Origin of the sequence: Labrenzia sp. 5N, from assembly GCF_012395805.1 — a bacterium.
Taxonomy (GTDB): Bacteria; Pseudomonadota; Alphaproteobacteria; order Rhizobiales; family Stappiaceae; genus Roseibium; species Roseibium algicola.
The window spans coordinates 469084-489828 of record NZ_JAAZTM010000020.1; the positions used below are offsets into that span (position 1 = coordinate 469084).

Annotated in this window: 19 protein-coding genes; 15 read left to right on the forward strand and 4 right to left on the reverse strand. The window is 56.1% G+C overall.

The window, feature by feature from the left end; genetic code table 11:
• Nucleotides 1–3 precede the first annotated feature (3 nt).
• From HEP89_RS22685 to HEP89_RS22720, 8 genes are all read left to right on the forward strand, one after another.
• Nucleotides 4–870, forward strand: coding sequence for a MurR/RpiR family transcriptional regulator (locus HEP89_RS22685; protein ID WP_055654096.1), 867 nt, complete (start codon nucleotides 4–6; stop codon nucleotides 868–870).
• On the forward strand, nucleotides 863–1663 hold the full coding sequence (locus tag HEP89_RS22690; RefSeq protein ID WP_031268572.1) for an SDR family oxidoreductase: 801 nt from the start codon (nucleotides 863–865) through the stop codon (nucleotides 1661–1663). Before HEP89_RS22685 ends, HEP89_RS22690 begins: the two co-directional genes overlap by 8 nt.
• A gap of 3 nt (nucleotides 1664–1666) precedes the next feature.
• Entirely contained in the window at nucleotides 1667–3577 is a 1911-nt protein-coding gene (locus HEP89_RS22695) for a family 20 glycosylhydrolase (RefSeq protein ID WP_168693094.1), read from the forward strand.
• A gap of 20 nt (nucleotides 3578–3597) precedes the next feature.
• Nucleotides 3598–5034: a M81 family metallopeptidase gene (locus HEP89_RS22700; protein ID WP_168693095.1), complete on the forward strand. Its 1437-nt coding sequence runs from the start codon at nucleotides 3598–3600 to the stop codon at nucleotides 5032–5034.
• A gap of 911 nt (nucleotides 5035–5945) precedes the next feature.
• Entirely contained in the window at nucleotides 5946–6545 is a 600-nt protein-coding gene (locus HEP89_RS22705) for a hypothetical protein (protein ID WP_208997721.1), read from the forward strand.
• Between the two features lie 294 nt (nucleotides 6546–6839).
• Complete coding sequence (locus tag HEP89_RS22710) at nucleotides 6840–8138, forward strand: FAD-dependent oxidoreductase (RefSeq protein ID WP_075283021.1); 1299 nt, start codon at nucleotides 6840–6842, stop codon at nucleotides 8136–8138.
• A gap of 65 nt (nucleotides 8139–8203) precedes the next feature.
• The gene (locus HEP89_RS22715; protein WP_286201071.1) at nucleotides 8204–8986 is read left to right on the forward strand and encodes a DUF1365 domain-containing protein; all 783 of its coding nucleotides are present in this window, start codon (nucleotides 8204–8206) and stop codon (nucleotides 8984–8986) included.
• Nucleotides 8987–9005: 19 nt separating this feature from the next.
• A complete protein-coding gene (locus HEP89_RS22720) occupies nucleotides 9006–10235 on the forward strand; it encodes a cyclopropane-fatty-acyl-phospholipid synthase family protein (RefSeq protein WP_168693097.1) in 1230 nt (409 codons plus the stop codon).
• 39 nt (nucleotides 10236–10274) lie between these two features.
• On the opposite strand, the gene HEP89_RS22725 is transcribed toward HEP89_RS22720, so the two are convergent.
• Nucleotides 10275–11081, reverse strand: a complete 807-nt coding sequence (locus HEP89_RS22725; protein ID WP_168693098.1) for an SDR family NAD(P)-dependent oxidoreductase — start codon at nucleotides 11079–11081, stop codon at nucleotides 10275–10277.
• A gap of 58 nt (nucleotides 11082–11139) precedes the next feature.
• The gene (locus tag HEP89_RS22730; protein ID WP_168693099.1) at nucleotides 11140–11796 is read right to left on the reverse strand and encodes a ChrR family anti-sigma-E factor; all 657 of its coding nucleotides are present in this window, start codon (nucleotides 11794–11796) and stop codon (nucleotides 11140–11142) included.
• A gap of 314 nt (nucleotides 11797–12110) precedes the next feature.
• On the opposite strand from HEP89_RS22730, the gene HEP89_RS22735 reads away from it, so the two are divergent.
• The 3 genes from HEP89_RS22735 (at nucleotide 12111) to HEP89_RS22745 (ending at nucleotide 15512) form a co-directional block, all read left to right on the forward strand.
• Nucleotides 12111–13145, forward strand: a complete 1035-nt coding sequence (locus HEP89_RS22735) for a cysteine synthase A (protein WP_168693100.1) — start codon at nucleotides 12111–12113, stop codon at nucleotides 13143–13145.
• Nucleotides 13146–13169: 24 nt separating this feature from the next.
• Entirely contained in the window at nucleotides 13170–14684 is a 1515-nt protein-coding gene (gene cls / locus HEP89_RS22740; protein ID WP_168693101.1) for a cardiolipin synthase, read from the forward strand.
• Nucleotides 14685–14867: 183 nt separating this feature from the next.
• Nucleotides 14868–15512, forward strand: coding sequence for a LysE family translocator (locus tag HEP89_RS22745; RefSeq protein WP_168693102.1), 645 nt, complete (start codon nucleotides 14868–14870; stop codon nucleotides 15510–15512).
• Nucleotides 15513–15565: 53 nt separating this feature from the next.
• On the opposite strand, the gene HEP89_RS22750 is transcribed toward HEP89_RS22745, so the two are convergent.
• Nucleotides 15566–16627 (reverse strand): AraC family transcriptional regulator, encoded by a 1062-nt coding sequence (locus HEP89_RS22750; RefSeq protein WP_168693103.1) that lies wholly within the window; start codon nucleotides 16625–16627, stop codon nucleotides 15566–15568.
• A 92-nt stretch (nucleotides 16628–16719) separates the two neighbouring features.
• Here HEP89_RS22750 and HEP89_RS22755 point away from each other — a divergent pair, with 92 nt between their 5' ends.
• The 4 genes from HEP89_RS22755 to sseA all read left to right on the forward strand — a co-directional run bounded on the left by HEP89_RS22755 (nucleotide 16720) and on the right by sseA (nucleotide 19358).
• Nucleotides 16720–17145: a hypothetical protein gene (locus HEP89_RS22755; protein WP_145903426.1), complete on the forward strand. Its 426-nt coding sequence runs from the start codon at nucleotides 16720–16722 to the stop codon at nucleotides 17143–17145.
• A gap of 145 nt (nucleotides 17146–17290) precedes the next feature.
• The gene (locus HEP89_RS22760; protein ID WP_168693104.1) at nucleotides 17291–18007 is read left to right on the forward strand and encodes an alanyl-tRNA editing protein; all 717 of its coding nucleotides are present in this window, start codon (nucleotides 17291–17293) and stop codon (nucleotides 18005–18007) included.
• Nucleotides 18008–18029: 22 nt separating this feature from the next.
• Nucleotides 18030–18503 carry a GFA family protein gene (locus tag HEP89_RS22765; RefSeq protein WP_168693105.1) on the forward strand — a complete coding sequence of 158 codons (474 nt, stop codon included), beginning with the start codon at nucleotides 18030–18032 and terminating at the stop codon, nucleotides 18501–18503.
• Between the two features lie 9 nt (nucleotides 18504–18512).
• Nucleotides 18513–19358: a 3-mercaptopyruvate sulfurtransferase gene (sseA, locus tag HEP89_RS22770; protein WP_022998810.1), complete on the forward strand. Its 846-nt coding sequence runs from the start codon at nucleotides 18513–18515 to the stop codon at nucleotides 19356–19358.
• Nucleotides 19359–19378: 20 nt separating this feature from the next.
• Here the strand turns inward: sseA and HEP89_RS22775 are convergent, their stop codons facing one another.
• A complete protein-coding gene (locus tag HEP89_RS22775; protein ID WP_022998811.1) occupies nucleotides 19379–20719 on the reverse strand; it encodes a globin-coupled sensor protein in 1341 nt (446 codons plus the stop codon).
• Between the last annotated feature and the right edge of the window lie 26 nt (nucleotides 20720–20745).

Below are 20745 nucleotides of genomic sequence, written 5' to 3' on the forward strand. Positions count from 1 at the left end.
CCCATGCGGGATATCCTGTCCGTTCTGCAACAGATCGAGCCGGAGCTGTCCAAGTCGGAACGGATCCTGGCTGCATTGTTGCGCAACGATGCCGAGTTCATCGTCAATGCCGGAATTACGGATGTTGCCGAACGTGCAGGTGTTTCGCCGCCGACCGTTACCCGTTTTTGCCGTCGGCTTGGCTGCGAGAGTTACACCGCCTTCAAGGTGCAGGTTGCCCAGGTCACCTTCGCCGGAACCAGGTACCTGACCGCTAATGCGGCTTCTGACGCGCCGCGCGATATTGCCGACAGTCTTCTGGCTCAGTTTCAGGATGCAGCGACCAGTACGCGCAAAGCGTTGGACATGGAGTCGGTGCTGGCAGCTGCAGATGCGATCTCGACCGCCAATCTGCTGGCAGCGTTCGGTGCGGGCGGGACATCCTCGATGATTTCGGACGAAATGCAGAACCGGTTTTTCCGCCTGGGTCTGCGTACGGTGAGCGTGACGGATCATGCCATGCAGCTGATGCAGGCGGCCACCATGAGGACCGGCGATGTCATCATTGCGTCGTCTGTCTCTGGCCGGAACCTGCAAATGGCACGTGCGCTGGAGGCAGCGAAGACCTACGGGGCAATCGTAATCGCCCTCACCCGCCCGGGTCGGCCCGTCGCCGATCTGGCGGATATCACGATTGCCATCGACCTGCCCGAAGGTGACAACATCCTGCGGCCAAGTACCAGCCGCTACGCCTTTCTGTTTGTGACAGATCTCTTGGCAACGCTTGTCGCCATGCGGCGAGGCGACGAGGCTCGAGAAAACCTCAGACGCGTCAAATACCAGCTCAGCAACACGCGCGATCCGGACGACAAGGAAGCCCTCGGTGACTGATCAAACTCCGAAACCCGTTGCGGTGGTAACGGGCGCAGCCGGCGACATCGGCATGGCCATTGCCGCGCAGCTGTCAGCAACCCACATCATCGCCGCCGTGGACATAGACATGATTGCCCTCGAAGGCGCGGTGGAAAGTCTTGAAAACCACGGTGCCGATATTGCTGCGATCCAATGCGACCTGACCAAGGCTGATGACCTAGCCCGGCTTGCCAAGGAGGCTGCCAGACTGGGGCAGGTCAATACAATCATCAACAACGCGGGCGCCGCTGCGGCACTTACGTTGCATCAGATGACTGCCGAAACGCTGTCCAGGGATCTCGCCCTCAATCTGGAAGCCGCGCTCAACTGCTTCAAGGCCTTTGAACAAGCCTTGATTTCAAGCGGTGCCGGCAACGTGGTCAATATTGCCTCTGTCAACGGACTGTCTGTCTTCGGTCACCCAGCCTACAGCGCTGCAAAGGCCGGCCTGATCCATGCGACAAGGTCCATCGCAGTCGAATATGGGAAGTATGGCATTAGATCGAATGCCATCGCGCCTGGTACTGTTAAGACCCAGGCCTGGAAAATACGGCAGGCTGCCAATCCGGACGTCTTTGACGAGGCCCTTTCCTGGTATCCGTTCAAATCCCTGCCTGAACCGAACGACATTGCCTCGGCCGTCTCATTCCTGATCAGTCCGGCGGCGCGTTGCATCACGGGTGTTTGCCTGCCTGTCGACAGTGGGCTCACTGCCGGGTCACCTGCCCTTGCCCGAACCTTCACTCAATCTCCCGACTTCGACGGATTTTAAGTCATGACCAAGTTTGTGCTCGACTGTTTCTACCGCCCTGCGGAGGATCTTGCTGCGTCTCGTCAGGAGTTTGCACTGACCAATACAAGCTCCAAGCCCCTGAAGGATTTCACGCTGGCCTACACGGCGGTCAACCGGGCCACGGCAAATGCCAAGCTTGAAAACGCAGCGAGTTTCAGCCGGATTGCGAATTTTCACGAAATCACGCCAAACACTGGCCAAACAATCGAGCCAGGCGAAACCTGGACATTCGCCATCACCGGCCTGGCGAACGTGGCAAGACACCGGCTTGATGGTCCGAAGTCCGCCTATGTCAGCACCGGTGGCAGCGTCATCGAGGTGCTGTGCAATGATCTTGAAGCGCCGGTAGAGCTGGACAGCGGAAAACGCCGCAGCATGCCGGCTGGACACCTTCCTGAACCGCTGCATATCGTTCCCTGGCCCCAGAAAGTGGAAATAACGGCTTTTGCGGAAGACAAGACAAGCTTCCTTGTTGCCCAGGGCTCGGCGGAGGAAAAGGCGGCGGCGGCCAAGATCAACGCGCTCGCAGCAAGGCTCTTTCCGGGAGCGCCACATCCTTTCCGTTTTACTCAATCGCATCATCAAATCGCGATTGAGTTCCAGCAGGACGATAGCCTTGCAGCTGACGGTTACCGGCTCGAATTTGACCAAGCGAAAGCAGCCTTGCGCTACAGCGGCCCCGTCGGCCGTGACTATGGCCTGACGGTACTCGCCCAGATGGCTTACGGCACCTATGAGGCACCTGGTACATTCAAGTTTCCTGCACAAGGCGTGATTGAAGACGCGCCAAGATTTTCCTGGCGTGGAACGCATCTGGATGTGTCACGACATTTCCGTGGCCCCAAGGACATCATGCGCCTGCTCGACATTCTCGCCTGGGGTCGGATGAACGTCTTCCAATGGCATCTGACAGACGATGAAGGCTGGCGACTTGAAATCAAGGCCTATCCCGAACTGACCGTGGGCGGCGCGCGGCGTGGCCCTGGGTGCCAACAGGTGCCCCAGCTTGGCTTTGCCGCTGAAGTCTACGAAGGGGCCTATTCGCAGGACGAGGTTCGCGAGATTGTCGCCCATGCCACCAGCCTGAACATAGATATCCTGCCGGAAATCGATGTTCCGGGGCATTCGACCGCCGTTTTGAAGACCTACCCGCGCTTCGCCGATCAGGCGGAGACCCCGGAGAGCTACCATTCCATTCAGGGCTATCCGAACAACGCACTGAACCCGGCGATGGATGAAACCTACGAGTTTCTCGAAAAGGTCTTTGCGGAAGTTGCCAGCCTGTTTCCGTTCGACTTCATCCACATCGGCGGCGACGAAGTCGACGTCAATTCATGGCTCGCCTCTCCGAAGACCCAACGCCTCATGGAGGAAAAGGGACTCGCGGATACAATGGAAGTGCAAGCCTATTTCATGGGCCGCGTGCGCGACATCCTGAGAAAACTCAACCGGAAACTTGCCGGTTGGGACGAAGTCTCACACGGTGGCGGCATTGACCCGGATGGCGTGCTTCTAATGGCCTGGCAAAGACAGGAAGTCACCAAGGACCTGATCGATCAGGGCTACGACGTCATCTGCACCCCGGGACAGCACTATTACATGGATATGGTCCAGGCGTCCGGTTGGCATGAGCCGGGTGCGGGTTGGGCCGGCGTTTCGACACCGGAAGACTGTTACGGCTATGAAGCAGCTGCCGGTCTCAGCACCGGCAGTGAAGAGCGCCTCAAAGGGGTGCAGGCCTGCATCTGGTGCGAGCACATGACCGACAACGTCATCTTCAATCATATGGTCTTTCCGCGGCTGTATGCGGTCGCCGAAGCCGGCTGGACCGATCCCGCCAGCAAGGCCTGGCTACGATTTGCAGCACAGGCCCCCTTCTTCCCCCAGCTTTGAATGCGTGACGAGGCAGGAAGATGAAAATTGCAGTTGGCGGCATTCATACCGAATGCAGTACCTATTCACCGGTCCAGCAAACCGCATCAGACTTCACGGTCACCCGTGGCAAGGACTTGCTGGCACAGGCAGGCGTCGACGGCGGCAGATTTCCTGACGTCACCTTTTGTCCATTGTTTCACGCCAGATCCATTCCAGGCGGACCGGTGTCTGCGGATTGCTATGCGAGCTTCAAGTCTGCCTTTCTTGCCGAACTTGAAGCCGAGAAGCCATGCGACGGTGTTCTCTTGATTATGCATGGCGCCATGCATGTGATCGGTCTGAGCGATGCAGAAGGGGACTGGATCTCTGCCGTTCGCCAACTTGTCGGGCCGCAAGTGCCAATCGCTGTCAGTTACGATCTGCACGGCAATGTCACGCAAACCATTGTCGATCAGATCGACATCTTCTGTGCTTATCGCACTGCCCCTCATATCGATGTGACCGAAACCCACCGACGTGCCGCGGCAAATCTTGTCGATCAATTGGGTGGCGGTCCCAAGAGGTACGTGGCCTGGGCTCCTGTACCGGTTCTCCTGCCCGGGGAACGAACCAGCACGGAAGATGAACCGACAAAATCGCTTTATGCAAGGTTGCCGGTATTCGATCAGAGATCCGGGGTGACCGATGCCAATCTTATGGTGGGGTATGTCTGGGCTGATACGGCAAGAGCCACCGCAGCTGCCGTGGTGACGGGAACAGACCTGGATGCCATTCAACAGGCGGCTTCCGAAATTGCTGCGCAGTACTGGTCCGCAAGGCAAGACTTCGAGTTTGGTGTCCCCACGAAGCCGCTCGAACTGTGCCTGGGCGATGCTGCAACAGAAAGCTCGTCTCCCCTCATCCTTGCCGACAGTGGCGACAATCCGACAGGTGGTGGTGTTGGTGACAGATCCGATGTCCTGGCGGCCTGGTTGGAGCGAGGCTTGACTGGAGGTGTATTTGCAGGGATCGCTGATCCGGTTTCGGTCGATAAACTCTGGGCATCGCCGGAGGGCTCTTCGTCCCGCCTCACAATTGGTGGTGCATTGGGCAGCGATTGCAAGGTCGTTAGCACGGAAGCTGTCTTGCTGTCTAAACTAGGCAGAGAACAGGATCATAATCGGGAAGTGTTGACCAGGATCGCAGGTAATTTGGTGATCCTGACGGAACACAGACGCCCCTTCCATCAATTGGAGGATTTTCGGCGCTTTGCCATTGAACCATCCACTGCAAGGTTCTTGATCGTGAAATCCGGATACCTTTCGCCAGAGCTGGCCCCAATCGCCAATCCCGCCCGCATGGCCCTCACAGATGGTGCGGTTAACCAGGACATTGAGGCGCTCACAAACCAACACCGCCCTGTGCCGAGCTACCCTTTTCAGCGGGTCTTCGATTGGAAACCGGTTACAAGTCTATCTCGCAGGGCGCCCTCTTGAGTATTGCGCGCTCTTTCGAGCGGCATGAGTAACTGACGAATCCAGCCGACTAAAAGGGGTGCATTGCTTACCAAGCGCGTCCTGAATGCACGGATAATTGGCATTATGCTTGCAAATACAAGCACTCGCAAAGTTTTATTTCTATTATTTTCAGTACCGAATTTAAAATCGGTCATCCGCCTGCATTTGCATTTCTCAAATCAATCATAGTCTTACATGGGATCTTGAGCTCAGCAGCGCCCCTTCAAACACACTAATTGTTATTTTTACCAAGGTTGAATGTGAATGGTCGGTCAGTATCAATTTATGAGACGATCGAAACCCAGCCTTCAGGACCTGCGCCGATCTGCAGATCCAACGGCAAACTAAAACGGCCTGATCGCTGCAAGGATTTGATCTGTAGGGAGATTTGCACGTACCCCATCAACTGTGCCGATCCCATAAAGCTCCGCCGGACCTCTGCCGGTGGAGCTTTTTAATTGGAACTTCTGTCAGGTAGTTACTTCTAGCCGCGTTGAGCAAACCGGCTTTCTGACCTCGAGTTTAAGGCAAGTGCACAGGCGATAGCGGAAACCGATCAAAATCATCGAAAAACATCGACAAAATTACCACAGTCAACAAACTTACTCTACGTTCATTGTTAGTTATGACGATGGCTTTGCGTTCACGAACTGGTGATTGGCCTTGAACTTCGTAGTTCAACCCACATTTATTACCGAAATATAACTGAAAAAGCCCGGATTTGTGATCTTTGTTACACGCATTCGGGAGATTGTGGTGCGATAATGGCAAAATCGTGACCGCACGAACGGGGCGCAAAAGCGCGGAAGACCTGAAAAGTCCTACAATGGACCTCCGTTTACAGACCCCACGCGCGGTAAATTAAGTTGTATTAGCCTTGGGAGGCGTACATGCAACGGAATACCAGAGCAGGAACTCTTGCGCTTGGCCTCATCCTTGCCTTGGCGGGAAGCGCTGCTGCGGCCCCACTGCCTCAGGAAACGATAACGTTGCCTGAGGATCGTTTGGCGGTCACAGTCGCGTCAGCGTCACAGGATCAGGCCGATCCGCTGGAAAGTGAGCTCACGATATGGGTGGGCGAAATCGAGCTTGAAGGCCGGAAAGCGATCTGGGTAGAACTGATCGATTCCTTCGGCGAAGTTATCTATGACAGTGAAGTGAACACCAACGAAACCCATCTGCTTCCAGATGGCCGGGCCGTTGTCGTTCGCGCCATGGATCAGGATACGGTTGTCGCCGGCAAGGATGAATCAAGACTGGTCAATGAAGGCACCCTTACGGTCACGCGTCGTGTGGTCAATGAAGGTGTTGATGCGACCACAATTGAACTTATCGAAACCGGCCAGCAACCCTCGCAGAAACGCGGCACCATGCTGCAGGTCGCAGATTTTGGCGAATTGGTATGGCAGAAGGTCGTTGCCTTCTTCGATGCCGCACGCACACGCGTCGAAATCGCATGGAACTGGATTGTCGACACGATCCAGGCCTGAGGCTTGTTTTGGCGCAATTGCCTTGCAGACTTGCGACACGCCATTCGCTTGCCCGGCTTTTTTGCCGGGCAGCGGCGACGCGCGTGTGAGACTTTCCGCTCTTCCGAGGTCGCAAAACCTCGGATGGCGCTGGCTGAAGTCGCGCCAATGGGTTTGCGTCAAAAATAATCCATAAAATTCATCGCCCTATGTGATCCGCCCTTCAAGGCGAGGCGTAACCGCTGCACATCAACTGGAAAACTTGGCGTCCGACCAGGTTTCCCGCGGTAACACCGACGCCCCGAAGGATATGATATGCGGATTGCCGTAATCGGCTCCGGAATTTCCGGAAACAGTGCAGCCTGGGCCCTTAATGATCTTCATGACGTTGTTCTCTACGAGCGGCGCGAACGGCCAGGTGGTCACAGCGCCACGGCGGATATCGACTATGATGGCGCCCGGATTTCGGTGGACACCGGTTTCATCGTCTACAACGAGCTCAATTACCCGAATTTTACTGCGCTGCTTGACCATCTGGGGGTCGCCAACGAGATAAGTGACATGAGTTTTGCCTTGTCGGCGGACAACGGCAAGCTTGAATGGTCAGGCCATTCTCTGAACGCGGTCTTCGCACAACGGCGTAATCTGGTCTCACCGCGGTTCCTGCGCATGTTGCGGGATATCTTCCGCTTCAATGGCAAAGCCGTTGAAGATCTGAAGGCCGGACGCCTCAGCGGACAAACGCTCGGTGGCTACCTGGAGCGTGAACACTACTCTTCCGGTTTCATAAACGACTATCTGCTGGCGATGGGCGCTGCCATCTGGTCGACGCCGATCAACGAAATGCGGGACTATCCTGCGGAAAGCTTCGTGGCTTTCTTCGAAAATCATCGCCTGCTTTCATTCGATCGGCCGCTGTGGCGTACCATTTCCGGTGGCAGCCGCAACTACGTGGAAAAGCTGCTGGCGCCGCTTCAGGGAAAGATCAGGCTTGGCAAGCCGGTCACAGAAGTTCTTCGGCAAAACGGTCAGGTCATCGTGCGCGACGCATCCGGCCACCAGGACGTCTTCGATCATGTGATCCTTGCCAGCCACACGGACCAGACCCTTGCCATGTTGGGTGATCCATCCCCACAGGAGCGCGATATTCTTGGATCCATCCGGTATCGTCCAAACGAGGTTTACCTCCACCGCGACGAGGCCCTGATGCCGAAACGCAAAAACGTCTGGGCTTCCTGGAATTACATGTCCGATCGCGAAGCCGGCGAAACACGGGACGTAACCGTCAGCTACTGGATGAACCGGTTGCAGAACTTCGATCACTCCAAACCGGTCTTCGTTACATTGAACCCCTATGCACCACCTCAGGAAGACAAGACCTTCGCAAAGTATGTTTATGATCATCCCCAGTTTGATGCCATGGCTCAGCAGGCCAAGAACCGGCTTGGGGAAATTCAAGGCGTGAACAACACATGGTATTGTGGTGCGTGGCGCGGTCACGGCTTCCACGAAGACGGACTTTCGTCCGGACTTGATGTTGCCCGTTCGCTCGGTGCCCGGCTGCCATGGGAAAAAGACGTGGCTGGCGATACCTATCTGGAGGCTGCCGAATGAAGGCAAGGCCGAGCAATTGTATGCATGACAATGGACCGCCCCCTGATCTGGCGGCATCCCTGTTCATGGGCTCGGTCATGCATCACCGCATGAAACCCCGTGAGCACAGGTTTTCCTATAAGGTCTTTTCCGTGCTGCTCGATCTGAATCGGCTTGAAGAAGCTGCGCAGTCCAGCCTGTTCTTCTCCGTCAACCGGTTCAATTTGCTGTCGTTTCATCAGAAGGACCATGGCCCAAGGGACGGGTCTGATTTGCGGCTCCATGTCGACCGATTGCTCACCAAGGAAGGACTAGAGGCACCCGCTCGGGTCCTGCTGCTCGCATATCCGCGGATGCTGGGGTACGGCTTCAACCCTCTCAGCGTTTATTATGCTTATGACCGGTCGAACCAACTGATTGCGCTCGTTTACGAGGTGCGCAACACATTTGGCGGCATCCACACCTACGTCGCACCTGTCAAATCCGGCCAGTGCAGTGATGCAGGCATACGCCAGGATCAGAAGAAGCTGTTCTACGTGTCGCCCTTCGTCAGCATGGAACAACACTATTTCTTCCGCATGATGCCGCCGGGAAAAACCGTCCGCGTTCGCATTCTGGAAAAGGATTGCGAAGGCCCGCTTTTGTCGGCGACATTTTCTGGCACACAACATCCCCTGTCCAACGGCTCGATTCTGCAGGCCTGCCTTCAGGTGCCGCTGCTGACGTTCAAGGTCATCGGCGCCATCCATTGGGAAGCCTTTAAAATCTGGCGCAAGCGTGTACCATTTCACGCTCGACCCGCAGAAGATGCAGGGAATGACGGGTTGCCTGGGCAGACAGGTTCTGTCTTGCCAGTTTCAAACAACTGACGTTTCAAGAGATTCTGCTATGAGTGAGCCGATTGTTCTGACCAAGGAAAACTTCCGCGCGGAGTTGAAGGGTACTCCACGCCTCGCCAAAATGGCGGCCGGCCTTGCCCTCAAGATCCGCTACGGGTCTCTTGAAGTTCAATTTCCAGACGGTCGAAGGTTCCATATCAAAGGGCTGGAAGATGGCCCACACGGTGTTCTCAAGATCCATAACTGGGCGTTTTTCCGGATGGTCGTCCAAGCAGGCGACGTTGGTGTCGGAGAAGCGTTCATGGCGGGGTACTGGTCGTCGCCCGACGTAACCACATTTCTGGAAGTCTTTTGCATAAACCAGGAATCGACGCTGGAAGCTCTCCAGGGGAAACCGTTTACACGTTTTCTGATGTCGGTACGCCACTGGCTGAACTCCAACACCAAACGCGGGTCAAAGCGCAACATCTCGGCGCACTATGATCTCGGAAATGCATTTTACCGGGAATGGCTCGATCCTTCGATGACCTATTCCTCGGCGATCTACAGCAACGAAACCAACAATCTGGAACAGGCCCAAACCGAGAAATACGCTTCTCTGGTCCGGCAGACCGGCATTACTCCCGATCACAAGGTTCTGGAAATCGGGTGTGGCTGGGGCGGTTTTGCCGAATATGTCGCAAAATCGGTTGGTGCCAACGTGCGAGCCTTGACCATCTCACAGGAACAATTCGATTACGCGCGCGAGCGGATCTACAAGGCCGGCCTCAACGACAAGGTTGAAGTGGTCTTCCAGGACTATCGCGACGAAAATGGCGTGTTCGACAGGATAGCCTCCATCGAAATGTTCGAGGCCGTCGGTGAAAAATACTGGCCGACCTACTTCCGCCAATTGTCGAAGTGCCTCAAGCCGGGTGGCAAGGCGGGTCTGCAGATCATCACGATCCAGGACAAGATGTTCGAGGACTACCGCAGAGGCACAGACTTCATCCAGCGCTATATCTTTCCAGGTGGAATGCTGCCGCCGCCCGGCCGACTGGCGGAAATCGGCAAGTCACTGGGCCTGGACCTTATGGATCAGAAGATTTTCGGCCAGGACTACGCAAGAACGCTTGCAGAATGGCGTCAGAGCTTCCGACAGGCTTGGCCAAGGATTAGTCCGCTGGGTTTTGACGAGCGCTTCAAGCGCCTCTGGGAGTTCTACCTGCATTATTGCGAGGCAGGCTTCCGGTCCGGCAATATCGATGTTCGCCAGATGGTCTACGTCAAATCTGCCTGAGCAAGGCACTGACGTTGAAGACACATTTCAAAGGCCGGGTCACCCGGCCTTTTTCTTGTTCCAACCCGTGGACCGGGCTACCAGCGCGAAGTAGGCACTGTACGGCAACCAGCGCAAAAGCTTCAGTTGCCGAACAAATTTACGCGGAAATGCAATCTCGAAACGGGCTGGATGGGACAGGCCTTTCCTGATTTCCTCGACAGCCTTTTCCGGAGACATCAGATAAGGCATCGGGAACGGATTGGACTTTGTTGCCGGCGTATCGACAAAACCGGGACTGATGATCTGAATTCGGATCCCTGCAAGGTCCAGATCGAATTTCAAGGATTCAACAAGGTTGATCAGCCCCGCCTTGGTGGCACCGTATGCAGCTGACGTCGGCAAACCGCCATAACCTGCCACAGACGACACCACTGCGATCTGCCCCCTGCCCGCCGCCTTCATGGCTGTGATTGCCGGCAGAAGCACATTGACCGTCCCCATGAGGTTTACATCAAAGCTTTTGCGAAAGGCGTCTGCATCGGCATCGAGGCCATCCTGCGGCAGATAAATGCCCGCATTAGCCACGAGCAGGCTCAAACCGCCGAAGTCCTGCTGAATTTTTTTCACGTGTTCGGCCATGAGGTCCGTCTTCGTGACATCCCCAGGCAGCGCATGAATTGAACCGGCAAGCGCCTTGGACTGGTTCTCCAGCTCCGCCAATTCCTGCTCCGAGCGGGCAGTTACAATGACCTTCCAGCCCGAACGGGCGAGGTCAAGTGCAAGCTCCCGACCGATACCGGAACTTGCTCCCGTGATCCAGGCGCAACCGTGATCAGCTTGGGCAACATAATTCGTCTTGGGCAATTCATTCTCCCGGTTCGTTTGCCTCTTTACGCAAACAGACCGGGTGTCGGATTGAATTTTAGCGGATAAAGGGTGCGAACCAGCGGCCAACAGGGCCGGTCAACTGCAGGCGTCCCGCCGTCACCGCGAAGCAAATGCAGTCTTCACCTTCGTCAGCTATAGGTTTGTGGTCCACATCGCCATCGGCAAAGGCAACGTCACCAGCCACATAGTGGCCGTCTTCGTCCTTGAACCCGCCCGTCAATACCAGCGTAAGCTCAGTGCCGTGGTGCGTATGGGACGGCATTGCTCGACCTGCCCGCACCCAAAGGAGACTGCTTGCGCAGCCGTCAATTTCACCGAACTTGCATTCCTTGACGCCAGGAAGGAGCGTTTTCCAAGGGAGTTGATCCATCGAGGAACCGATAATCGACTGCAACGATTCGGGAACGGTCGGTCCGCCTTCCTCAGACAGTTCGGCGGCAGGCGCGTTATCGTTCAGGTCATCAACGTCGCCACTGAATATCGATCCGAGAAATTCGTCCCGATTGGAAATGGAGACCGGATCGGCGTCTTCCAGTTCAAAGCCGGCAAGCGTTTCAAGTGAGGTTACATACGACCTGTTGCAGTCGCTCATTTCGAGATGAGCACCGACCAATGCCTGCGCCGGATAGGTCAAGGTCCCGGCCGCATATCCGGCCAGTAACTCGTCCATTCCGGTCACGTTTTTTTCCATTACCGCTCTCATTTGGCTTTAGAATCCCAAGTTGCCTTACCGGCGATACGACAGGCAACAAAAATCGGATCAACAATTACACCAGAATTGTTAGAAATAGAATTTCAGTGAGCTGATTTCACGGAACAACTGATGGCGTGTTTTTGACACCAGATGGAAAAAGGAACCTGATTGGCCTCAGGTGCTGGCATTCCCCATTTGAAGCCTTACATTGCGACCTTGATCAAGGCCCTTCAGACCTTTAGCGTCCGGGGCTTATCAGATTTCATCTGGCCGGTCAGCGCCACCGGACCAGATCAGCCGGGAAAGAATAAATGTCTGTGTCCGCTTCTGTTGTCGATGCGATCGGTAACACGCCCCTCATCCGTCTGAAAGCTCTGTCCGAGGAAACGGGTTGCGAGATTCTCGGCAAGGCCGAGTTCATGAACCCTGGTCAATCGGTCAAGGACCGCCCTGCCCGGCAGATGATTCTTGAAGCCGAAGCCCGCGGTGATCTCAAGCCCGGTGGTGTGATTGTCGAAGGTACAGCCGGAAACACCGGTATCGGACTGGCGCTGGTAGCCAGTGCTCGCGGTTACCGGACCGTGATCGTTATTCCGGAAACGCAAAGCCAGGAAAAGAAGGACATGTTGCGCCTGTGTGGTGCTGAACTTGTCGAAGTCCCGGCCAAGCCTTTTTCCGACCCCAACAATTACCAGCACGTCGCCCGCCGTCTTGCAGAAGAGATGGCGCGGACTGAACCTAATGGCGTTATCTTTGCCGATCAGTGGAACAACCTCGACAACCGCAAGGCTCATTTTGTAACCACAGGTCCTGAGATCATGGCTCAAACGGGTGGCCGTGTTGACGGTTTCATCTGTGCGGTCGGTTCCGGCGGCACGCTGGCCGGCGTTTCAACCTATCTTCAGGAGAACAAGCCGGGTGTCGTCATCGGCTGCGCCGACCCGCGTGGCGCCGCGATGCAATCGCTGTTCACCATCGGCAAGGCGGTCGCCTCCGAAGGTGGATCGGTTTCCGAAGGCATCGGCCTTGGCCGCAGCACCGCGATTGTCGGCGATCTTAAAATCGATCACGCCTACACAATTCCGGACGAAGAAGCCCTGCCGCTGGTGTTCGATCTCGCGGAAAAGGAAGGGCTGCTGCTTGGCGGGTCGACCGCTATCAACCTGGCCGGCGCCCGTCGCCTCGCTCGCGAGCTTGGTCCAGGCAAGACGATCGTCACGATCCTGTGCGACCACGGCACCCGCTACCAGTCCAAACTCTACAATCCGGACTTCCTCAGATCAAAGAATTTGCCGGTTCCGGAGTGGCTGGAGCGAAAAGTCACGATCCAGCCACCCTTCGCCTGATCGATTGACACCGGGGGGCATTACATGAGTTCAGCGGATCAAGCATTGGCGCAAGGCGGTGACGCAGCCGAAGCGGTGATCCGCGATGCCGTCACAGATGCCGGCGTTCTGGATGTCATGGCAAACAATCTCGGACTGGTCGCGGCATTTGTCGCGATCATGTACGTGACGGCAGGCATCTGCGCCGTTCGCGAAGTAATGAATTCAAGAACTTCCCAGGGATCCGTCGCATGGCTGCTGTCCCTGTTTTTTCTGCCTTATCTCACGGTGCCGCTCTATTTCGTGTTCGGCTGGCGATCCTTTTCCGACTACGAGAAGATTCAAGCGACCCTTGGCCGGGCAGAACGGGCAAGGCGTGCAGACGAACTTGGCCTGACCGATCACGAGGAAACCAGAGACTGGCCGGTTCTTTCCCGCGTTGCCGGGGTTCCCTTCATGGCCGGCAACAAGGCAGACCTACTTATTGATGGTGATGCGACGTTCACAGCCATCAAGAATGAAATTGCAAAGGCCAGAGACGTCATATTCTTCCAGTTCTTCGCCATCCATGACGACGAACTGGGACGTGACATGGCCGACGCCCTGATCGCCCGTGCCAAGGATGGCATAACGGTCTATTTCCTCTACGACGATGTCGGCAGCCATTCTCTGTCAAAAGACTATCTGACCCGCTTGAAGAGCGCCGGCGTCAAGGTTTGCGGCTTCAACGAAAACCACAAGTTCCTGCGACTGCTTGGACCGATGCGTCTCAACTATCGCAATCATCGCAAACTGGTCGTGATCGACTACCGCGTCACATTTGTCGGCGGCCACAATGTTGCGGACCAGTATGTCGGCCGGGACAACTGGTTTGGCCACTGGCGCGACACCCATGTCCGTGTCGAAGGGCCCGCTGCCGTTGCTTGCGCACTCTCCTTTGTCGAAGACTGGCTCTGGGCGAGCGGCGAGCGCATCGAACTGCCTCAGGTTGGCGAAATTCCGATGCCAGGTGACGAAGCCGTTCTGGTGATGCCGACAGGGCCTGCAGACAAGCTGGAGGAATGCGCGCTGGCTTTTGTCGAAACGGCAGCCCGGGCACGAAAGAGGCTATGGATCACCACACCGTATCTGGTGCCGTCTCTCGACATCCAGACAGCGCTTTGCTCGGCAGCAATGCGCGGCGTGGACGTACGCGTTCTGATGCCGGAAAAACGTGATCACTGGACTGTATGGCTCGCAAGCCACGCCTACGAGGACACCCTGGTGCAGCGCGGGGTGAAGGTTTACCGCTATATCGACGGTTTTCTGCACCAGAAGGTTACGCTGATGGACGACGAACTCGTTTCCATCGGCACGGTCAACTTCGACAACAGATCATTCCAGATCAATTTTGAACTGACCCTCTGGTTCACCCATCCGCGCATGATCGACAATGTCGAAAGCATGCTGGAGACCGATTTCCAGAACTCCCGCCTGACCTGGCCGGACGCACTCCAGTCCCGCAGTTATGTTTTTCGTGTCCTGGCTCAAGGCGCCCGGTTGCTGTCTCCCATACTTTGATCAGTGTTCGGGACATATTCAGTCCCTGACTGCGCGGCCATGCAGAGCGCCTCGTGCAGCTTGAAGGCAATATCCAGCGCCTGACTTGTGAAATCGAAGGAAGAGCGCGCCCTTCCGGGCTGGTGCCGTCCTGGCGAATGATCTAAACCTCTATCAGACCAACTTCTCCGGCATCTGCAAACCATGGCTTACATACCCGACTACGCGACCCTGCTTGCCTTTACGGCCGCAGCACTGGTGTTGACCGTTACGCCAGGACCCGACATGACGCTGTTCATGAGCAAGACGCTGACACAAGGCCGGCGCGCCGGGCTTGCTGCTGTGTTTGGGGCAACCTGTGGGCTGGTCCTGCACACCGTGCTTGCCGCGATCGGTGTTTCCGCCCTGCTTTCAGCGTCGGCACTTGCATTTACAGTGCTGAAGATCGTCGGTGCCGCCTATCTGATTTATCTCGCCGTTCAGGCCGTCAGGAACGGGTCCAGCCTTGCGCTGGAAGCAGCCACCGTGAAGAGGCAACCTATTCACCGGGTCTGGTTACAGGCACTCGGGATCAACATCCTCAATCCCAAGATCGTCTTGTTCTTCGTGACCTTCCTGCCTCAGTTTGTCAGCGCGGCGGATCCGAACGCGACAGGAAAACTGATGTTCCTCGGGTTTTACTTCGTCGTTCTGGGAATGCCCATCTGCGCAGCGATGGTTCTGGGAGCCAGTGCGTTTGCCCGTTTCCTGAAGTCCTCGCCGAAATTCATGCGTGCCTTCGACTGGGCTTTTGCGGGCATCATGGGCACCTTCGCCCTGAAGCTTCTGGTGGCCAAGGCAAACAGCTGAACCGGTTCCTTTGGCTGCCGGTGACCCGTGGTGACTGAGCGTCCAAAACCAGTCTAGCGTGCCAGCAGTTCTCTCAGGCCGGCGGGGGTAACTTGGGCCATCTTGCGAAAGTCCCGGCTCATATGGTGGCGGTCCGAATAGGACGCCTGGTAGGCAATCTCGTCGAGACAGCAGTCGCCCGACGCCATCATACGCGTCGCCTTTCGCAGACGGACGAAACGAGCGAGCCTGGCGTAGCCCAACCCCGCCTCCGATAGCCGCCGGGAAAGACTTCTCGGCGATAAACCAAGTCCCGACGCTGTTGACGACAAGCCAGGATGCTCCCCCACTGAAAGTTCGAGAACGCCGACGACCCGCGCAAGAAGTCGGTTCGTACCCGGCCCCTGCGGCCTGTTCAGCAGGTGGCGAAAAGACAGGCTTGAAGCAGAAGACATCATTCCGATTTCGGATTTGAACCCGGAAGTTTCTTCTGCAGGAATAATCAGGATGTCGCTGTCGAAGTCCAAGTTGCCTTCGACGAAATTGCCAAACCGATAAATCGGACGGGAAGCACTGCCGCGGCTAACCGACCAAATGTCCTGGATATGTATCCCTGCGCTTTCAAGCGTTCCGGTCACGACACCGGCCAGCATTGCCGGTCCGAACGGTTTCTGGTTCGCGGGACGTACCTTGTAGGGTGACAAGACCAGTGAATTGCGCTGGCAGGAAGAAATAAAATCCTTTCCTTGACCGTTCTCGTGAAACCGAAAGGACGCCTGCAGTGCCAGGACACCCGACCATCTGTTCACCAGGTCAGGCATGCTCGGCGCACTCGTCAGGAGATGACTGATCACATCGAAACCGGCTGGGCGACCTAGAGCACGCGCAAGATTGAAAACCGCTCCGCATCCTCGTGAAGCGTAGAGCATTCCGATACGGGACAGCGGATCCTTCGCCTCAGTGCCCTGCAAAACGGAATTCCCATAAATTGCGGGAAACCTTGCCTCAGCCTGCTTCGCAAAATGCCTCAACCACCAGTTCCAATACGCCGAATAGGCTTCTCCGAGCGGCTCGTTGACACGCACGTTCTCCGCACCTTGTTGCGGCTCAATGGAAATTTTGGCGTCGATATTCACAGGTCTTCTTTCGACCGTGCTGCAGGATGAAGTGTGCCCTGGAACGAAACCAAGGGTTTAGCGCAAATGCAAGCATCGAAATCGAGGGGAACATGCGCAACTTGAAATCTCAGCTACAACTTCTTGCACTGACGTCGCTGGCAACACTGACGGGCAGCTTTTACGCACTGGCTGATCCGGCCAACCTGACGGCAGACGAGATCAACGACATGATGTCGGGAAACTCCATCCATGGTTTCTTTCCCGACGGCGTGACGGAGTACAAGCAGAACAACCACGCCGACGGCTTCGCCGTTGTCGTGGTCAAGGGCGACAAGATCCGGAACATTCCGTGGGAAGCCGTCGAAATTAACGGGACTGGTCAATATTGCGAAGACTGGAGCGGCGATGGCTGGGGCAAACTCTGTTTCACGGTGACGCGCGAAAACCCGGCCAAGCCGATCTTCACAAATGCAAAAGGCAAGGCAAACGCACAGAACTGGTCTGAAGGTTTTGTGGATCTGAATTTCGCCGACTGAACTTGGTCCACATCATTGTTATCGCCCGCGGTCCGGCCGGATTGCGGGCGTTTGTTTTTCATGACTCCGGTTTCCTGCAAATAGGGCCTTGCACCGCATGCTGTTCGTTGGTCAATTCGACGCTATTCGTTTCAGGGAGTTCCGGATGACCACGCCTTTGTTTCGCGACGATGCCTACCTCAGAACATGTGAAGCCGAAGTGACCGGCATCAACGAGCGTGGCGGCATCGTGCTTGATAGATCGGTTTTTTACGCGACCGGTGGCGGTCAACCGGGCGACAGCGGCACATTGGAGCTGGAAAACGGCACGAAGGTCGACATTGCCACCACGGTCTATGATGACGACAAGAAAACCATCGTCCATGTCCCTTCAGAAGGACAAAACCTGCCTGCCGCCGGCGCAAAAGTGACCGCCCATTTGGACTGGGCAAAACGGTACCGGTTGATGCGCATGCATACTGCCTTGCATCTATTGTCCGTGGCCCTGCCCTTTCCCGTTACAGGTGGTCAAATCGGGGATCCCGAAGGACGTCTTGATTTCGATATGGGTGAAGACACAATCGACCGGGAAGCGCTTCTGGAGAAGCTCAATGCGCTGGCTTCTGGTGATCACGAAGTAACCACCCAATGGATTACAGACGAAGAACTCGATGCCAACCCGGGTCTGGTCAAGACCATGTCCGTCAAGCCGCCACGAGGGTCTGGCAGGGTAAGATTGGTCAGGATCGGCGACGACGTGGACTTGCAGCCTTGCGGTGGTACCCATGTAACGAGAACCTCTGAAATCGGCCTGCTTGAACTCGGCAAGATCGAAAAGAAGGGTAAGCAGAACAGGCGCGTCCGGATCCGCCTGACCGACTGACAAGCAAACGGGGGAAGTTGAAATGAAACTGTCAGGTGGCTGCCGGTGTGGAGCTGTTTCCTTCGAAGTGGAAAGCAGAACCCCCTACCCCTACATGCGCTGTTACTGTTCCATCTGCCGTAAGACAGGTGGCAGCGGCGGTTATGCAGTCAATCTGATGGGAGACGCCAGCAGCCTTGAGGTATCGGGTGCGGAGACGAAGTCGGTCTACAACGCTGTCATTGATGGAAAGACCAGTCCTGCGGAACGTCATTTCTGCAAGGCTTGTGGATCTCACCTGTGGCTTTGGGATCCGCGTTGGCCTGAACTGGTGCATCCACATGCAGGAGCGGTCGATAGCCCCTTGCCAACACCGCCAGAGATTGTCCATATCATGCTGGCGTTCAAGCCTGATTGGATCGAGGTGCCGAGCGGTCCCGGACACGTTCACTTCCAGAACTATCCGGTCCTCTCAATCGAGGACTGGCACAAGTCCAAAGGCTTGCTGGAGACCTAAGGAGCCGTAATGACCGACCATCCCCTCGTATCGACTCAATGGCTGGACGATCATCTCTCCTCGCCTGATCTGATTGTCATCAATGCCTGGATGCCGCCGGTCACGCATCCAGATGCTCCGCCTGTCTATCCGAACGCCCACATTCCAGGCGCCGTCTTCTTCGACGTCAACGAGGTCTGTGACAAGACCAGCGATCTGCCTCACATGCTGCCAGCTCCGCATGTGTTTTCGTCAACCATGCGGAAAATGGGGATAGGCGACGGTCAGACACTGGTGGTCTACGATGATTTCGGTTTCTATTCCGCGCCACGCGTCTGGTGGACGCTGCGCAGCATGGGCGCGGAACGAGTTTATGTTCTGGATGGTGGTTTTCCGAAGTGGCGGGCAGAAGGCCGTGCCTTTGACGACGATACGCCCCGCAGAGTTCAAAGCCACTTCTCGTCCCGTTTGAACCATGGTGCCGTTGCCGACCTCGACCAGATCCGCTCCACCATCGCAAATGGTTCGCGGCAAATACTGGATGCAAGGTCTGCCGAACGATTTGCCGGAGAAGCGCCAGAGCCGCGTGCCGGACTGAAGTCGGGTCACATGCCGACCGCGCTCAACCTGCCCTTCACCCAGCTCATCGCGGAAGACGGCACATTCTTGCAGAAGGAAGACCTGGCAAAGGCTTTTCAGGATGCTGGAGTGGATCTCGACAAACCCGTCACGACCTCTTGCGGCTCCGGTGTCACAGCGGCGATCCTGACCCTTGGCCTTACCGTGCTCGGTGCTCGGGATCTTTCGCTTTACGACGGGTCCTGGGCGGAATGGGGAAGCCGGGACGATACGGACGTCGTCACCGGCCCAGCTTGAGAGATCAAATAGCGCCTTGATCAGGTACCAGTCTTCAAGGTTTCAAAGAAATCCCGGATCTCATCCGAGATCGAACTGGTGCTTGAAGACATTCTGCTGGATGCAGCCAACAGACTGTCGGCCGCCTGATCGGTTGCGGTGATTGCCTGTTCGACACCGCCAATGTTCTCATCGAGGGTCTGCGTTCCCGAAGCGACCGTCTGGATGCTGTGGGAAATTTCCTGCGTTGCAGCACCCTGCTCTTCAATCGCCGCTGCAATTGATGACGTCATTTCGTCAAGTTGCTTGACCACTTCGGAAATCGACTGGATGGAGGCCACGGCATTGTCCGTCGAACTTTGAATTTCGGTGACTTGCTGGCTGATTTCCTCGGTGGCCTTCGCGGTCTGTTCTGCGAGGGTTTTCACTTCGCTTGCGACCACCGCAAATCCCTTGCCGGCATCACCGGCACGAGCAGCCTCGATCGTTGCGTTCAGAGCCAGCAAATTGGTTTGTTCGGCAATCGCCTGAATGAGACCGATCACATCCCCAATTTTCTGGGCTGCACCTGCCAGGCTTGCCACCTGAAGGCTCGATTGTTCTGTGCCACCCGCCGCCTGGCTGGCAATTCGGGATGCACCGGAGATCTGCTTCGAAATTTCCTGGATGGAACTGGAGAGCTCTTCCGTTGCAGAGGCTACGGTCTGGACGCTGACGCTGGAGTCTTTTGAAACATGACCGGCGTTCTCTACCTGGCTTCTCGCGGTTTGCGATACACTCGTCAAATGCTCGGCTTCACCCGCAACGCTGCGAGCACCGGCCTCAACGTCGGCCAGCGGTTGCTTGACGCTGCTCTGGAACTTTTCGATAGCCTTGTTCAACCGTTCCGTCTGCGCTGCGCGCTCCAGAAGAAGTTCTTCTTCGTAGGTTGATATGGCAAGGTCCATGTCAAGGAAGACGGCCGCCGTGACATCGTTCAACAAGACGGCAAGGTTTTGAAAAGACCGTCTGTATTTACGGGTCAGATGGGCATGCAGATGGCGCAGGACATAAAGATACCCGGCAATGTACCAACGCGGTTCCAGCCCGATGCGGCAATGCACATGACCGATCTGGTTGATGCTCTGCTGGTAGCTCTGGTCGAAGCCCGACGTGAACAGCTTCTTCCAATGGCCCTTTTGAGCTGAAACAAGTCGGGGTTGATGCGAGCCGACGAGTGCAGCCAGATTTGGCTGGGTGTTGATGTGAACGTAAAAACCCGCCAGCACATCGTCCAACACGGGCTCGATTACCGGCCAGAGTTTTCTGAGATTTTCGATTGTGGAATGATCAATTTGGGCGAATTTCAAACGGGATTGGAAGTCGTATTCCTGATCGCTCATGGCAGGTCACCTTGATAAAAACTGAC

Bases quoted from the DNA above. Each gene is read 5' to 3' on its own strand.
- HEP89_RS22685 (WP_055654096.1), top strand. From the start codon at position 4: ATGCGGGATATCCTGTCCGTTCTGCAACAGATCGAGCCGGAGCTGTCC.
- HEP89_RS22695 (WP_168693094.1), top strand. From the start codon at position 1,667: ATGACCAAGTTTGTGCTCGACTGTTTCTACCGCCCTGCGGAGGATCTT.
- HEP89_RS22700 (WP_168693095.1), top strand. From the start codon at position 3,598: ATGAAAATTGCAGTTGGCGGCATTCATACCGAATGCAGTACCTATTCA.
- HEP89_RS22705 (WP_208997721.1), top strand. From the start codon at position 5,946: ATGCAACGGAATACCAGAGCAGGAACTCTTGCGCTTGGCCTCATCCTT.
- HEP89_RS22710 (WP_075283021.1), top strand. From the start codon at position 6,840: ATGCGGATTGCCGTAATCGGCTCCGGAATTTCCGGAAACAGTGCAGCC.
- HEP89_RS22715 (WP_286201071.1), top strand. From the start codon at position 8,204: ATGGGCTCGGTCATGCATCACCGCATGAAACCCCGTGAGCACAGGTTT.
- HEP89_RS22720 (WP_168693097.1), top strand. From the start codon at position 9,006: ATGAGTGAGCCGATTGTTCTGACCAAGGAAAACTTCCGCGCGGAGTTG.
- HEP89_RS22730 (WP_168693099.1), bottom strand. From the start codon at position 11,796: ATGGAAAAAAACGTGACCGGAATGGACGAGTTACTGGCCGGATATGCG.
- HEP89_RS22735 (WP_168693100.1), top strand. From the start codon at position 12,111: ATGTCTGTGTCCGCTTCTGTTGTCGATGCGATCGGTAACACGCCCCTC.
- cls (WP_168693101.1), top strand. From the start codon at position 13,170: ATGAGTTCAGCGGATCAAGCATTGGCGCAAGGCGGTGACGCAGCCGAA.
- HEP89_RS22745 (WP_168693102.1), top strand. From the start codon at position 14,868: ATGGCTTACATACCCGACTACGCGACCCTGCTTGCCTTTACGGCCGCA.
- HEP89_RS22755 (WP_145903426.1), top strand. From the start codon at position 16,720: ATGCGCAACTTGAAATCTCAGCTACAACTTCTTGCACTGACGTCGCTG.
- HEP89_RS22760 (WP_168693104.1), top strand. From the start codon at position 17,291: ATGACCACGCCTTTGTTTCGCGACGATGCCTACCTCAGAACATGTGAA.
- HEP89_RS22765 (WP_168693105.1), top strand. From the start codon at position 18,030: ATGAAACTGTCAGGTGGCTGCCGGTGTGGAGCTGTTTCCTTCGAAGTG.
- sseA (WP_022998810.1), top strand. From the start codon at position 18,513: ATGACCGACCATCCCCTCGTATCGACTCAATGGCTGGACGATCATCTC.
- HEP89_RS22775 (WP_022998811.1), bottom strand. From the start codon at position 20,719: ATGAGCGATCAGGAATACGACTTCCAATCCCGTTTGAAATTCGCCCAA.